Annotated in this window: 12 protein-coding genes; 3 read left to right on the top strand and 9 right to left on the bottom strand. The window is 40.9% G+C overall.

What is annotated here, in order from left to right; genetic code table 11:
- Positions 1-28: 28 nt before the first annotated feature.
- The 3 genes from porQ to argH all read left to right on the top strand — a co-directional run bounded on the left by porQ (position 29) and on the right by argH (position 3,922).
- Positions 29-1,060 carry a type IX secretion system protein PorQ gene (gene porQ, locus OB69_RS09205; protein WP_053223428.1) on the top strand — a complete coding sequence of 344 codons (1,032 nt, stop codon included), beginning with the start codon at positions 29-31 and terminating at the stop codon, positions 1,058-1,060.
- Position 1,061: 1 nt separating this feature from the next.
- Positions 1,062-2,450 carry an ATP-dependent protease ATPase subunit HslU gene (gene hslU / locus OB69_RS09200; protein WP_053223427.1) on the top strand — a complete coding sequence of 463 codons (1,389 nt, stop codon included), beginning with the start codon at positions 1,062-1,064 and terminating at the stop codon, positions 2,448-2,450.
- A 140-nt stretch (positions 2,451-2,590) separates the two neighbouring features.
- Complete coding sequence (gene argH / locus OB69_RS09195) at positions 2,591-3,922, top strand: argininosuccinate lyase (protein ID WP_053223426.1); 1,332 nt, start codon at positions 2,591-2,593, stop codon at positions 3,920-3,922.
- Positions 3,923-4,015: 93 nt separating this feature from the next.
- Here argH and OB69_RS09190 read toward each other — a convergent pair whose 3' ends face one another.
- The 9 genes from OB69_RS09190 to OB69_RS18470 all read right to left on the bottom strand — a co-directional run bounded on the left by OB69_RS09190 (position 4,016) and on the right by OB69_RS18470 (position 14,152).
- Complete coding sequence (locus tag OB69_RS09190; protein ID WP_185096893.1) at positions 4,016-5,194, bottom strand: DUF4221 family protein; 1,179 nt, start codon at positions 5,192-5,194, stop codon at positions 4,016-4,018.
- 90 nt (positions 5,195-5,284) lie between these two features.
- The gene (locus OB69_RS09185; RefSeq protein WP_053223424.1) at positions 5,285-6,559 is read right to left on the bottom strand and encodes a serine hydrolase domain-containing protein; all 1,275 of its coding nucleotides are present in this window, start codon (positions 6,557-6,559) and stop codon (positions 5,285-5,287) included.
- Between the two features lie 167 nt (positions 6,560-6,726).
- Positions 6,727-7,506, bottom strand: a complete 780-nt coding sequence (locus OB69_RS09180; protein ID WP_245620796.1) for a DUF547 domain-containing protein — start codon at positions 7,504-7,506, stop codon at positions 6,727-6,729.
- A 96-nt stretch (positions 7,507-7,602) separates the two neighbouring features.
- Positions 7,603-8,292, bottom strand: coding sequence for a Dph6-related ATP pyrophosphatase (locus OB69_RS09175; RefSeq protein ID WP_053223494.1), 690 nt, complete (start codon positions 8,290-8,292; stop codon positions 7,603-7,605).
- Between the two features lie 5 nt (positions 8,293-8,297).
- Entirely contained in the window at positions 8,298-8,981 is a 684-nt protein-coding gene (locus OB69_RS09170; RefSeq protein ID WP_071426754.1) for a Dph6-related ATP pyrophosphatase, read from the bottom strand.
- Between the two features lie 4 nt (positions 8,982-8,985).
- Positions 8,986-10,866, bottom strand: coding sequence for a TonB-dependent receptor plug domain-containing protein (locus OB69_RS09165; protein ID WP_053223422.1), 1,881 nt, complete (start codon positions 10,864-10,866; stop codon positions 8,986-8,988).
- Positions 10,863-11,873, bottom strand: a complete 1,011-nt coding sequence (locus OB69_RS09160) for an ABC transporter ATP-binding protein (RefSeq protein WP_157608531.1) — start codon at positions 11,871-11,873, stop codon at positions 10,863-10,865. Before OB69_RS09160 ends, OB69_RS09165 begins: the two co-directional genes overlap by 4 nt.
- Positions 11,874-11,880: 7 nt before the next feature.
- On the bottom strand, positions 11,881-12,939 hold the full coding sequence (locus OB69_RS09155; RefSeq protein ID WP_053223420.1) for an iron ABC transporter permease: 1,059 nt from the start codon (positions 12,937-12,939) through the stop codon (positions 11,881-11,883).
- A 19-nt stretch (positions 12,940-12,958) separates the two neighbouring features.
- On the bottom strand, positions 12,959-14,152 hold the full coding sequence (locus OB69_RS18470) for an ABC transporter substrate-binding protein (RefSeq protein ID WP_053223419.1): 1,194 nt from the start codon (positions 14,150-14,152) through the stop codon (positions 12,959-12,961).
- Positions 14,153-14,175: the final 23 nt, after the last annotated feature.

The following is a 14,175-nucleotide window of genomic DNA, read 5'->3' as shown; positions in this document are numbered from 1 at the left end:
TCGGTTCTCCCCAATTAATCCCGAGGTATTGAAGCAAATTGTCCGTAGTGTTTTGGTTGCTGGGCTTTTCATTCCCCAACTATTGACTGCCCAATTGGGTGGGCAAAGGGCATTTGAATTTCTAAACCTCCCGAATAGTGCTCGCCAAGCGGCTTTAGGTGGTGTAAATCTTACCTCTGGCTGGAGTGACCCTGGCATGTTGGCTTCCAACCCCGCATTACTGAATGGCGATTGGCATAACGAACTGGTGATTGACAGGCTGGGCTATTTTGCCGATATCGCTCAAACTTCCGTTTCTTATGCCCGAAACATTGAAAAAGCTGGGCTTTGGGCAGCCAACCTAACTTATCTGAACTACGGCACCATTGAAGGCTATGATGAAAACGGTTTTCTCAATGGCGATTTCAAAGCATCCGAATTCGTTTTTGGCTTAAGTCATTCCATGGCCTTTGGCCCTTTTCAAGCAGGTTCTACCTTAAAAATTGCCGCTTCCGATTTAGGTTCGTATAAAGCTTCTGCATTACTCTTCGATTTTGGAGGCACCTTTAAACATCCAGAAAAAGACTTAACCGTAGGTTTAGCGGTTAAAAATTTAGGCGTGTTATTAAGCGACTATACGGAAGACAATCAAAGCGAATTGCCTTTAGATGTTCAGTTAGGGGTGACCTACAAACCTGAGTTTATGCCCTTCCGGTTTTCGCTTACAGCCAGAAATTTAAATCGTTCCGATGTCGTTTTTTTCGACCCAAAAGCCAATACACTCGTTGGTGCTACAGAAAAGGAACCGGGCTTTAGTGAAGAGGTGTTTAGAAGATTGGTCTTTGGTACTGAATTACTCTTGAGTGACAATTTTCAATTGCGCTTTGGATATAACCATTTGTTAAGAAAAGAGCTTAAACAAGAAGCCGCATCGGGAGGCGCTGGCTTTTCATTTGGGCTGATGTTTAAAGTAAAAAGATTTGAATTTTCTTATGCCAGAGCACTTTATCACTCGGCAGGAGGAAGCAACACCATACAATTGACCACCAATTTGAGTGGGATAGTAAAGAAAAAAAACTAAGATGTTAGACGCGAAATATTTAACCCCAAGGCAAATTGTTGCCGAATTAGATAAGTACATTATTGGCCAAGCGGACGCTAAGAAAAACGTGGCCATTGCCCTTCGAAATCGTTGGAGAAGAATGCACGTGAAGCCAGAGATGCAGCGCGAAATTGCTCCAAACAATATTCTTATGATTGGGGCTACGGGTGTGGGTAAAACAGAAATTGCCCGAAGATTGGCCAAAATTGCGGACGCTCCTTTCACTAAAGTGGAAGCTTCTAAATTCACCGAAGTAGGTTACGTTGGGCGGGATGTAGAAAGCATGGTGCGCGACTTGGTTGAGCAGTCGGTCAACTTGGTGCGCCAATCCAAAAAAGAAGAAGTAAAAGGCAGGGCTGAACAGGCGGTTGAAGATGTAATTCTTGACGCATTGATTCCCCCAATCAAAAATACACGCCCTTCGGCTACTGTGGTTGAAAACGGAGAAGAGCCCGAAAAAATGTCGGATGCAGAACTGAATGAAAGAACCCGCGAGCGTTTCCGTGAGAAAATTCGCTCTGGCGAAATTGACGACCGTAAAATCGAAATCAGTATTACCACTTCTGGCGGTGGCATGGGCATGGTAGGTGGCGGCATGGACGAAGTTTCCATGATGAATCTTCAGGACATGTTGAGTAATGTGATGCCCAAGAAATCGAAAAAGCGCAAGGTGACCATTGGCGAAGCAAAAAAACTGCTTTTAGATGAAGAAAGTGCCAAGCTTATCGATATGGATGAAGTAAAAGAAGAGGCTATTCGCAAAGCGGAAAATACGGGCATCATCTTTATTGATGAAATTGATAAAGTAGCAGGCAGTTCTAAAAAAGGCGGTGGCGGACCCGATGTAAGTCGCGAAGGTGTACAGCGCGACCTTTTACCCATTGTGGAAGGGAGTTCTGTAAATACCAAGCACGGTATTATCAATACAGACCATATTCTGTTTATTGCTGCGGGGGCTTTCCATGTGGCTAAACCTTCGGATTTGATTCCTGAGTTGCAAGGTCGTTTCCCTATCCGTGTGGAATTGAACAGCCTTACGCGAGACGATTTCTACCGAATTTTGAAAGAGCCAAAAAATGCCCTTACAAAGCAATATGAGGCATTGATGAACTCTGAAGATGTGTCTTTAGAATATACCGATGAGGCCTTAATGGAATTGGCGGACATTGCTTTCAAAGTAAACGAAGAAGTCGAAAATATTGGTGCTAGACGTTTGTACACGGTAATGAGCAAACTGCTCAACGATATCCTTTTCGATATTCCTGAGAAAATCCCGAACAATGCTAAGGTGGTCGTAACCAAAGAATTGGTGCAAGAAAGACTCGCTGGTTTGGTACAAAGCAAAGACTTGAGCGAGTTTATGTTATAATGCTTGAATATAAACTTTCCAAAAGTTATTGATTAGACAGTCTGCTAACGAATATTTTACTCATACTGAATGAGTAAAACTTTTGGAAAGTTCAGAGATCACTAATTTTGAATTACTAATTTCGCCCAAAATAGAAGCACATGAAACTCTGGCAAAAGGAAACCCGCGTATCTGAAATTGTAGAACGATTTACCGTTGGTCGCGACCTAGAGTTTGATATCCATCTAGCACCTTATGATGTGCTGGGTTCTTTGGCCCATACCGAAATGTTGGCCAGCATTGGCTTGCTAACAATGGAAGAAAAAGAGGCCATTCATGTGGAGCTTAAAAATATTTTCAAGTCCATTCAAACAGGTGAGTTTTCGATTGAAGAAGGCGTAGAAGACATTCATTCTCAAGTGGAATTTATCCTTACCGAACGACTGGGCGATGTAGGAAAGAAAATCCATAGTGGCCGTTCGCGCAACGACCAAGTTTTGGTAGACATGAAGCTTTTTATGCGTTCCGAAATCAAGGCTTTGGTGGAAGGCACAAATAAGCTTTTCGATCGCTTAATGAGTTTGAGCGACCAGCACAAAAACACTTTAATGCCGGGTTATACGCACATGCAAGTGGCCATGCCATCGTCTTTTGGGCTTTGGTTTGGGGCTTATGCCGAAAGTTTGGTGGACGACCTATACGCTCTGGAAGCGGCTTATAAAGTAGTAAACAAAAACCCGTTGGGTTCTGGTGCTGGCTTTGGCTCTTCTTTCCCTTTAAATAGAAAAATGACTACGGAGCTTTTGGGCTTCGAAGATTTGAATTATAATGTGGTGTATGCCATGATGGGCCGCGGCAAAGCCGAACGTTCATTGGCGACTGGAATGGCGGCTGTGGCGGCCACTTTGGGCAAATTTGCCATGGATGTATGCCTTTATATGGGCTCTGATTTCGGCTTTATCGGTTTCCCCGATGAACTGACCACGGGCTCTAGCATTATGCCGCATAAAAAGAACCCTGACGTTTTCGAACTGATGCGTGGCAAATGCAATAAACTACAGGCGGCACCTAATGATATTGCCATGATGACCACCAATTTACCAGTGGGTTATCACCGTGAAATGCAGTTAATTAAAGAAGTGGTTTTCCCTGCCATTCAAGATTTAAAAGATTGCCTTTTCATGGCTGATTTTATGTTGGAGAAAATCACGATTAACGATCAACTCATTCAGCAAGACAAATACAATTACCTGTTTACGGTAGAAGAAGTAAATCGCTTAGTGCTTTCTGGCGTTCCATTCAGAGATGCGTATAAGCAAGTCGGCATGGCCATTGAACGAGGCGAATTTAAGCCCGAACGCAGTGTAAACCATAGCCACGAAGGCAGCATTGGCCAATTGAATCATGCAGAAATTAAAGTCATGATGAGCAAAGCCACCGCCAACTTTAACTTTACTAAATGGGAAAAGGCTTTTGAGGAATTGGTTGAATAAGTTATACCCAATCGGAGCTCAATAACTAAAGAGTCAAGTAATTACTGATTCCGAGAAACTTGATCTGCTATTAAGTTTATAAAGGGAGTAAAACTATAGCTTGAATAAAGAAAAGGGCATAATATCCTCATCTTGGGAGTATAAATCAGTCCGACCGATGTACAAGCCGCCCTTTCCTGAGAATATCATAGAAGGCCTGTAAATAGATCCGTCAAATAATTTCTCTCCTATTTTTTTGAAGTCTTCTGTTAAGACTGATATCGAGAAATCAATTACTGTATTTCCAGAACGAAACTCTTCTAGCGTTGGTCTTATATAAGCCACGCGATAGTAATAACCTCTATAAGGGTCTGAAATGATTTTATTAAAGTCAGAATTAGTGAGACCATATTCTTTCTTCTCAGGATTAACCACGTTATGATTGATTCGAACTGCAGTTTTAATGTCGGAGTCAAGAGGTTCAATCTTATCTATAAAACTCGACATCTCGTAATGTGTAGACAGAAGTTCACCCCTGTCGTTTGTTTTTTGTATTTTAGGTTCCACGCTGAAGTTAGCGACCAAAGACTTTCCATCTAATCCTAAATCAAGACTGGGAATATATTTAAATACAGGTCCCCAATATGCCTGACTATATGTTTCAGGGTAATCAACAACATACGCTGTTTCGTCAGTCAAAAAATCGTAAGTCATCACGGCTTTTCGTGCTTTATAACTTTCCTCGTATTGATCAATACTACAACTTATATAAAGTTTATTCCCTAAAAGAACCATAGGAGAGGATAAAGAGGGCTCAGGATTGCCCATTACTCCATCTATTTTATAGTTAACTAGCGTAGACTTCTTTACAATCTTCCCTTCTGCATTGCTCAAATACATAACGCCATGCATCAGGTTAAAAATAAACATGCTATCAAGGCTAACGAGCTTGTGCGTAGCTAAATTAAGTGCCCCAACAGCATTAGGGCCTTGTTTATCTAGCAGTGTTTTACCCATTAAAGAACTGTTCATTAAATCGTATGTGTAGATAGCATTGTTCATTGGATTGATAAAAGAAAGTACATCAACTCCATCAATTACATCCACTGACATTGAATAATGCCAAAATCCTGTACTTGTATCTAAAGGGAGTTGCACAACTTTTTCATCTTCAAAATCAATGGTTTCATCAAAGCTTTTCCAGTTATCATTTGGCATACTTGACTCAGAGCTACCTGTTGTGCAAGACGACACAACAACGGCCATAACTACTATTAAAGATTTTACTTTCATTGTAAACATAAGGCTACCTTTATTTCAGTCAAGAATTTCATATTTCAAATATATTGATTCCTTGAGCCTTATTGAATTAAAAAAATGAGTCTACTCGCTCACCTCAAACAGATCTGTGCTGGGCCAGTTTTTGATTTGCTTAAAGGATTCGCGCATGGCCCAACGACTGGTGCTCCAAAAGCTACCTCTGCGTGGTGTGGTGTTGGAAATTACTACCCATGAAACGCCATTGAGGTCGCGGGTAAGTAAGGCTGAAGTGCCTGAAAGTGTGCCGGTTCGCCACCAATGCTCTCCACTTACACTGCGCCAGCCCAAAGGCTGATTTACGCCCCCAACTCCCTTGATCATTTTGTCCATGGTGTCTTTGCTCAAAATATCTTTGTAACGTTTAGAGTAACCGTCTACCATGACCAACAATCGCATCATGTCTACCGAATTGGCTACCCAACCGCCAGCAGGACCGAGCATTTCAACATCATCGGCACCATATGGTTTGTCTACCATTTTACCAGAACCGGTGTAGGCCAGCTGCTTGTTGTCGGGGCTGTAGTCGTAATATTTTACCTCGTTTTTAAGACGGTCGCTTTCAAAATTGCCAGCAATTTGCATGTGGGTAATGCCATTCGGCCTTAGGATGTTTTTCTGAACCCAGTCTTCGTATTTCTCGCCTGTTTTTTCCTCGATAATTCTACCAAGCAAGCAGTAACCAAAATTAGAGTAATTGTAATGTGTTCCTGGTGTATATGGTAGATGGCGCGTAATAACGAAATGAATTACTTCATCAAAGTCTATTGGGTAAGCTGCTTTGTCCATTTTATGGATTTTAGCAGGAATAAACATAGGATCGCCATAAGTAATTAGGCTCCAGCCAGCGGTATGATTAAGCAGGTGTTTTACCTTTATTTTATAGAAGTTTCGGTTGGTAATGCCTTTGTATTTAGAACCTTTCAGAATTCCGTTATCTCCAAAAACATAATCGTCTAAGCCAATTTTTTTATCGTCTACCATTTTTAGAATTGCAATGGCAGTAACTAGTTTAGAAATACTTCCTATTCTGAAAAGGTGATAAGGTTCAACAGTGACTTTATTCTCTTTATCTGCATAGCCAAAGCCTTTGGCGTATACCAGCTTTTCGTTTTTTACTACCGCAACTGTTGCACCTTCAAGCTTTAAACTGGTAACAAGCCGCTGCGCCATTTTATCGATGGGTTCCAAAGCTGGATTGTTAGAGTCTTTATTGGTGAGAGTACGTTTTGCGGGTTTATTTTCGGTAGGTGTTTCTAGCTTTGCGGGGGATAATGACAGCAGGGATACGAAAATACCCATGGTAAGAATAACCAGAATTACTTTGCCTTTATGCTGCATATATTAAGAAACGACCCTTTTCGAAAAGCAATTATAAGAAAACTAGAGTTAAACGTAAAGGCCAATGGACAGTCTCTTGCGGTTAGTCCTAAATGAACCCCTTTTTTGCTCTGATAATCACATTCTTCAGACGAAATAAGAGGTAAGAGGTTTAAAAAAATGCCGAACTACTTTTTAGACGCATCATTGAGGCTCCATTGGTAATCCATAAAATCAATATCAGCATTGTCGTTGATTTTCACTACTGAATACTTATTAAGGAACTGAATTAAGGTTTGGTCTTTCTTAAAATCTCCACCAAACCAGCTAAAAATCTTTGACAGTTCTACTTTGTTTTTGGTGATTTTGTTTCGCTGTGAATCGTTAATAAAAGCCCTGGTTTGTTCCTCCAATTGCATCTCGATTTTTTCGGCTTTAAAAGCTTCGGGTCTTAATACTGGGCAAGAAAATGAAGCGCAGTTAATCGCAAAATGAATTCTGGGTTCTTCGAATTCTACCCTAAGAATTTTATGTTCAACCCGATCTAAGTTGAAGTCTTCCTCCCCAATTTTAAAAAAATCTTTCGTCCATACGGTGTGGATGGTTGGAATACTTAAAGTTGGATTTAAGTCTTTAATGTTTTTTAAAGGGTAATTATCGATAATGAGCTTTACAGTAAAGGCATTGTAAGTATTGATCCAATAGGCTAGTTTCTCATTCTTGCTCCAATTGTTTGATGGAGCATTGTTGGTTAACAAATCAAGATACTTCTCAAACTTATCTTGCTCAGAAATAATCCCTTTGTAATCGATAAAGCCCTCTTCGTTTACATATTTTTTAAGGAGTTCATCCCAAATTTTATGACTTGGGGCAGGGCCATTCTCAACAGCAATTAAGCTATTATTGGGCCACGAAATGAGCGCCAGCAAGAAAAAGAGTACTGAAATATTAATTAAGCTTTTCATCATCAAATTTCTAACCCAACAGTACAAGGCAATTTCCTGTTCAATTTAAAACATGAAGATTGTCGGCCAGATGCCTTTTGTAATAGAGAAAGTAGACGGTTAAAGTAGATCTTGAAACCAGTATGTTACCTTTTCATTGGTTTGAGCCGACAAAGTGTATTCTTTTGGTACAACCTCGCCCTTTTCGAACACCACTGGATGGCTAAAGATTGGCCCATCAAAAACAAAACTGTGGAACTCTCCATTTTCCCCGCAGGGGTCAACATTGCTCGGAAGTTCTTTGAGCAAGTCATGGTTTATGATTTGGCCTGCAAACGATTTATCTAGCTTGCTGCCGTCTACCGAAACGAGCATGGTTTTAAAACCTAAGTCGATGAACTCTCTTACTAAGTCAGCCGTATTTCTTTTCCACAGCGGAAAATGTCCCTTCAGCCCAACTTCAGCCAATCTCTTTTCTCTATATTCTTTTAAGTCTTCCAGAAAAATATCACCGAAGATGGAGTGCGTTATGCCTTGGGCTTTAAAGTCTTCCATTTTTTCAGACATTAACCGATCGTATTCGGGCATTGTAACTTCGCCAGGAATCGACATAATTGACAAAGGAAGGCCAATGGCATCTACTTGCCTTTGTAGCAAGTTTTTATGCACTCCGTGCATGGAAATTCTTTCCAGTTCAGCATTAACGCTGGTCATTAAGGTCAGGATTTCAAACTCTTTTTGTTGAAGAATGTAATGCAAAGCCAAGGCACTGTCTTTGCCACCGCTCCAATTAAAAATTGCTTTTTTCATTTTATTCATCTCCGTTTTGCCTTCTTAATATCTAAAAATGAATAGCCTTTATTCGACTGAATTTCAAAGCTATCAATCAATAATGGTTTTTTGTGCGCTGGCCCATCTATTACTAATGTGTGGTATTCACCATTTTCACCACAAACATCAATGTCTAAATCCTGAAAAACTTGGACAAGCTCTTCATTAATCACTTTCCCTAAAATATATGAAGCAAACTCTGTTCTGCATGAAACCACAAGCGCTTTAACCCCCAGCTTCAACATTTCAAAAACCAAGGCTTCTCTGTCTTCTTGCCAAAGCGGTAAAAGGGCTTTTAGCGTTGCTGCTTCAGATACTTTTTCTTCCCAGTCTCTGTGCGATTGAATGTCGATATCGCCAAATACGGTATGATTGAATTGGTATGCTGTTTTAAGCCATTTTAGCTTTTCTATATAGTTAGTTTCATAATCTTCCCAAGTGCTTTCGATAAAAGCAATGGGCAAACCAATGCATTCAGCTTGGGCTTCTAGTACCTCGCGCGGAATACCATGAGACCTAGACTTATCGCCATATTCATTCATTACATTGAAAAGTACCATCGGTTTTGCATTCCTTTGGAGCGCCCTATAAAAAGCCAAATAGCTGTCCTTTCCCCCGCTCCAAGAGCAAAGAAAAGAACAGCTATGAGTTGGTTTGGTGTTTTTCAAATCCTTAGAAAGTACCTGTTACACCAATTGTAAAGTTTGCCGGGCGCGTGGTAAAACCATAAACGCCTACAAAATCTTCATCCAATAAGTTATTTACTGTTCCAGAAAGGGTGAGTGTACCATCAAACAGTTTATGTGAAATAGATAAGTCTACCATATTGTAGGCTTCAAGCTTTACCAAATAAGGATCAGAGAAAATAGCAGCTTCGCGTTCGCCAAAACGAGTATAGTTTACTCCAACACTTGTATTTGATGTAATGGCATAACGTGTATTGAAACCTAATTTTAAATCGGGAATTCTATAGAACTGCGCAGGGTTTCCAAATTGGTAAGAAGCTACATTTCCGCTCAAAGAAAGCGGCTCAATAATTTGCCACTGGAAATCAATTTCGAAACCTTCGATTTCTCTAGTTCCTGTTACGTTATCGTAACCTCCGCCAACATAATTTCCTGCATTGTCGAATCGAGATACAAAATCGATTGCGTTTTCTTCTTTACGCGTAAAGTATTCTGCATTTACAGTAAAATTTCTGCCAAGGTAAAGCGACAGACCAAATTCAGTCGACTGAGTTTCTTGTGGTTCCAACGCAGTATTTCCGTAGAGTGGAGCAAACAATTGGTATAAACTAGGTGAAATGAATGCTGTAGAGTATGAACCAAAAGCCTTTAACTTACTTTCACCGCCAAGGTTGAATAAGTAAGAAGGGTTTAGGCTATAAACGAAATTTGAACCGTATTCGCTGTTGATATTGAGCCTAGCCCCTGCGTTTAAGGTGAGCGCTTCGGTGGCATCTACAGCCAAATTGAAGTAGGGGTCAATATTGGTTGCATCTGGTTCGTTATCGCCAGCTACAAACTTATATCCCTGATAATGAACCCCAACTATGGTTTTTACTCGATTGCTAAATCTGTACTCATTAGTCAAATCGGCTTGTGTATTTTCGCCTTCGCTTGTTGAAGGGTAAGCCGAAACGAAATCTCTTTTGATTTGGTTATGGTTGAACTTCAACTGTAAGTTTCCTTTGTTGTATTTAAATTTTGGGTTTAGGCCAAAGCTCGTCTGTTTCAAAGTGAATTCGTTATCTGCATCTACAAAAGCGCCATCATCATAATCTGATCTCAGTTTCTCGAATGAGAAGTTTGCGCCTAAATTAAAAGCCTCCGAAAAGTCGTATGCAAATTTTGTTCTTCCTGAATAACGATAAAAACCATCGTCACCAAAATCGGTAGCGGGGTCGTTGTCTTGCGCTGCTGAAATTCCTTCGCTTATGGCGAAAGCTCCAGCTACTAAATAGCTGAGTTTTCCTGCTTTGCCTTGCACATCGGCATTGGTATTGGAAGTACTAAACGAGCCTATTGACTGTGATAAAGTTACTTTTGGTGTTTCAGAGGCTGAAGCTTTTAGTTTAATATTGATTACACCAGCTACCGCTCCTGTTCCGTACAAAGTACTGGCGGCACCTTTTAGTACTTCGATGTATTCAACTGCCTGTGCATTGAGTAACCTCAAATCATAATCCATTGCAATGCCAGACGGATCGTTGATAGGAAGTCCATCAATTAATATCAAAGTATGGGCGTTTCTTCCTCCTCGAATATTATAATCTAGGTTCGTTCCTGGTGTGCCAAAAGCACCGTCAATATTAATTCCTGGAAGTTGATTCAAAAGATCGGCAACCGTTCTTCCAGGTGAGTTTCTAATTTCATCGGCAGTAATTTTATAAATTACTTTGCCTGATTTTTCAATGGGGGTTTCAAACTTGTTGCCTGTAACTACAACTTTTCCCAAGTCTCTTACCTGCCCTTCCTCTTGAGCAAATAGATTAAATGAAGCCGTCAAAATTGCCAATGAAGCAATGCTTAATTTTCTAAAAATGGTTCTCATTGATTGTTTAATTGAATTAATAATTCTTGAATAGTTTTATAGGTAGTGTCGTTGTAATTCAGGTGCCAAAGTGGTGCTTTTAGGCTGCCTGAAATTTTAATTTTTATATCAGAAGTGTCAGGAGTTACTTCGTAACCCGCCCTTTCCAAAGCGCTTCTCGTCCAGCGCTTCAAGATCACATCACCTTCAAGCCTAACCTTTGTTTTGCTTTGGGTCGAAGTCCTTTTAAATGTTCCTTGCTCGTAATCGAATTGAAGTTGATCTCTTTGGAAAGCTTCCTCTAGCAGTCCGTTCAATACCAAATCTTCAGGTAGGCCTGAGTCAATAGATTGATTCTGGTTGATAAGCCATAAATGATCGGCATTGGCCAAAGCCATATCTAATTCATGAGTAGTAAGTAGAATAGCTTTATCTCCTTTAACAGCCAGTTCACGTAGCAAATGAAAAATTTCCATCCTGTTTGGAAGGTCTAAATGCGCGGTGGGTTCATCTAAAAAAATGACCTCCGTGTTTTGTGCAAGCGTTCGGGCAATCATTACCTTCTGTCTTTCACCATCGCTCAGTTCCCCAATATGCTTATTGGCAAACTCGAGTATTCCAGTGGCCTCCATGGCTATAAAAATGATGTCTTTATCTTCTTGACTCAATGTTCCAAGCCAACTGGTATAAGGAAAACGACCTAGAGAAACCAAAGCATAAACCGTTAGGTTTCCGGGTGCAATTCTATCGGTAAGTACCAAGCTCAGTTGCTTTGAAAGGGATTTCGCATCAATGGATCGGATGGGTTTCCCTTGCATGAAGACTTCACCCTTCAATGGTTTCTGAATTCCTCCAATGGTTCGCATCAAAGTAGATTTACCAGTGCCATTAGTGCCAAGCAAGCAGGTAAGTTTTCCCTTTTCCAGACTGAGGTTAAGGTTGGTCAAAACAGGTTTTTCCCCCTTTTTATCTTTGTAACCTACTGTAAGGTTTGTAGTGCTGAGTATTATTCTTGTCTCTTTCATCATTCTACTTTTAAAAAGAAGTCTTTAGGTTCTTGCGTTTAATAATGATCCAGATGACAATAGGCGAACCGATGAGTGCCGTAATGGCATTGACAGGCAACACTGTTTGACTGCCCGGTACTTGCGAAATAATGTCGCAAACCAACATCAGAATTCCACCTACCAGTGCACAAGTAGGCACTAAAGTGCGGTGGTCGGAAGTATTTAAAAAGCTGCGCGAAAGGTGTGGCACTGCAATACCCACAAAGCCAATTGGGCCACAGAAGCCCGTGATGGCGCCTGCCAAAATACTGGTAGTGGCGATAATGGCTACTCTTGCCCATTTTACATTGAGACCCATGCTTTGGGCGTAATCTTCACCCAATAGCAGCGCATTTAATGTTTTTGAAAGGAAGAAAGTGAGGATAACACCTGTGACTACAATGATGGCTAAAGCGCCAAGCTGTTCATTAGTTACTCCTCCCAAGCTGCCAAAAGTCCATAAAATGTATTCTTGAATTTGTTCTGGATTACTGAAGAACTGCCAAATGCTCACCACGGCAATGGTAATATTTGCCACCATCAATCCTACAATAAGCATGACTACATTGTCTCTGATTTTGAAAGAAATGCCCAGAATAAGCATAAGCACCAGTGCAGCACCTAAAGTTGAGGCTATGATAATCAACCAGCTTCCGTCTACCCCCAATTCGCGAATAGAAAAAGTAGTAGTTACTGTACCTGCGGCTAACATTACGGCAGCAACGCCTAAACTGGCCCCAGCAGTAATTCCCAATACTGAAGGCCCCGCTAGCGGATTTCTGAAAAGTGTTTGCATTTGAAGACCACCCAATGAAAGTGCTGCTCCTGCTAAAATAGCGGTAACCGCTCTCGGCAGTCTGATTTTCAGAATAATTCCTTGCCAACCACTATTGTCGATTTGTTGCCCCAAAAGTGTTTTGATCACATCGCTCACAGGAATTCGTACCGAACCCAAACCGATGTCGAGTAAGAAAAGAACGATAAGCATTAACCCTAATAGGATCAACGACTTCGCTCTAAGGCGTTTTCCTTGAGTGATTGCATTCATAGTAAAGGGAATTAATAGCTTACTTTAGCTGATTGTAGTACACCAATTGGTGATCGGGGAGAAGCTCGGGGTGGAAAATTTTCACCACGTCCTTCAGAACAATGTGCGGTTCTATTACACCAGTTTCGTAATAGTCGTTGCCACCGCCTTCGGTATTTCGACCAAAAACATTGTAAATACCGCCATTTTTATAGGATTTGAAATCCATATATCGCGGGTCTCTGTCTCTAATGTTCTGTAAAGTACTAGCTCCACCTGGAGCAATCCAGAAATCGGCATTCAGGCCTATTTCATATACGGTTTCAAAGCTTAACTTAATACTACCAGTAGAATTATCGTTTTTCCATGGGTAGTCTGCTTTGGCTACTTTCAGTACGTTGTAAGCAAAGCTTTTTCCGCCCGATACATGCCACGCATCACCTTGGGCAATGCCAGTAATGGTCAGTGGTGCGTCTGTTACTTTTTCGGCAATCAAATCTAAAACGCTCTGAAACTCGGCTTCAATGGCATCGAACTTTTCGTTAACTAGCTTTTCCTTATTTAATAGAACGGCCAATAATTTCACCCATTCGGCACGTCCTAATAGATCAACCTCTTGCCAGTCGGCATTCAACACTACGGGAATATTTAAGCGCCCGAGTTGCTGGAAAGACTCGTTCTGGGAGTTAGGATAGCCTACGCCTAAAACTACATCTGGATGAAGTTCAATAATGGTTTCTACATTTAGTGTTCCTGAAGGTTCAACCTCAATGATTTCTCCTGAATCTACCATGCTGACTACCTTAGGGCTGCTCACATATTGCTTTCTTTCAATTCCTTTAAGTTCATCAAGTGCGTCCAGCAAATCGAACATTCCCAAATGCGTGGTAGATAATGAAATTGCTTTTTCGACAGGAATAGAAATAACAGGTAAATCAACGCCTTTAGGGGCCGGGGTTCCTTTTTGAACCAACAAAAAACTCATGGTATCTGCTACTTCATTGTAGTGCCTAAAAAGGTGGAGTATTTTGTAGTTGTTATGGTATTCAACATCAAAACCAATGGCGTGATCAATCGAGACCTTTTCTGGGAAATAGTCTTTTTTCGGATCGAAATCTGGAAAATCAGATTGATTTTTGGAGTTGGATTGGCAGGCTGAAAAGCCAACCATTAATAAACACAGCAGGGTATATGCCGCCCAGCGGTGCGCATTGCGTTTTTCAATTTTCTTCATGCTATTGCCCTTCCTCAGAGGGT

The organism is Roseivirga seohaensis subsp. aquiponti, assembly GCF_001267955.1.
GTDB classification, from domain to species: Bacteria; Bacteroidota; Bacteroidia; order Cytophagales; family Cyclobacteriaceae; genus Roseivirga; species Roseivirga seohaensis.
This window is presented reverse-complemented; position numbering and strand designations above follow the sequence as displayed.

Bases quoted from the DNA above. Each gene is read 5' to 3' on its own strand.
- argH (WP_053223426.1), top strand. From the start codon at position 2,591: ATGAAACTCTGGCAAAAGGAAACCCGCGTATCTGAAATTGTAGAACGA.
- OB69_RS18470 (WP_053223419.1), bottom strand. From the start codon at position 14,152: ATGAAGAAAATTGAAAAACGCAATGCGCACCGCTGGGCGGCATATACC.
- OB69_RS09185 (WP_053223424.1), bottom strand. From the start codon at position 6,559: ATGCAGCATAAAGGCAAAGTAATTCTGGTTATTCTTACCATGGGTATT.
- hslU (WP_053223427.1), top strand. From the start codon at position 1,062: ATGTTAGACGCGAAATATTTAACCCCAAGGCAAATTGTTGCCGAATTA.
- OB69_RS09155 (WP_053223420.1), bottom strand. From the start codon at position 12,939: ATGAATGCAATCACTCAAGGAAAACGCCTTAGAGCGAAGTCGTTGATC.
- OB69_RS09180 (WP_245620796.1), bottom strand. From the start codon at position 7,506: ATGATGAAAAGCTTAATTAATATTTCAGTACTCTTTTTCTTGCTGGCG.
- OB69_RS09165 (WP_053223422.1), bottom strand. From the start codon at position 10,866: ATGAGAACCATTTTTAGAAAATTAAGCATTGCTTCATTGGCAATTTTG.
- OB69_RS09160 (WP_157608531.1), bottom strand. From the start codon at position 11,873: ATGATGAAAGAGACAAGAATAATACTCAGCACTACAAACCTTACAGTA.
- OB69_RS09190 (WP_185096893.1), bottom strand. From the start codon at position 5,194: ATGAAAGTAAAATCTTTAATAGTAGTTATGGCCGTTGTTGTGTCGTCT.
- OB69_RS09175 (WP_053223494.1), bottom strand. From the start codon at position 8,292: ATGAAAAAAGCAATTTTTAATTGGAGCGGTGGCAAAGACAGTGCCTTG.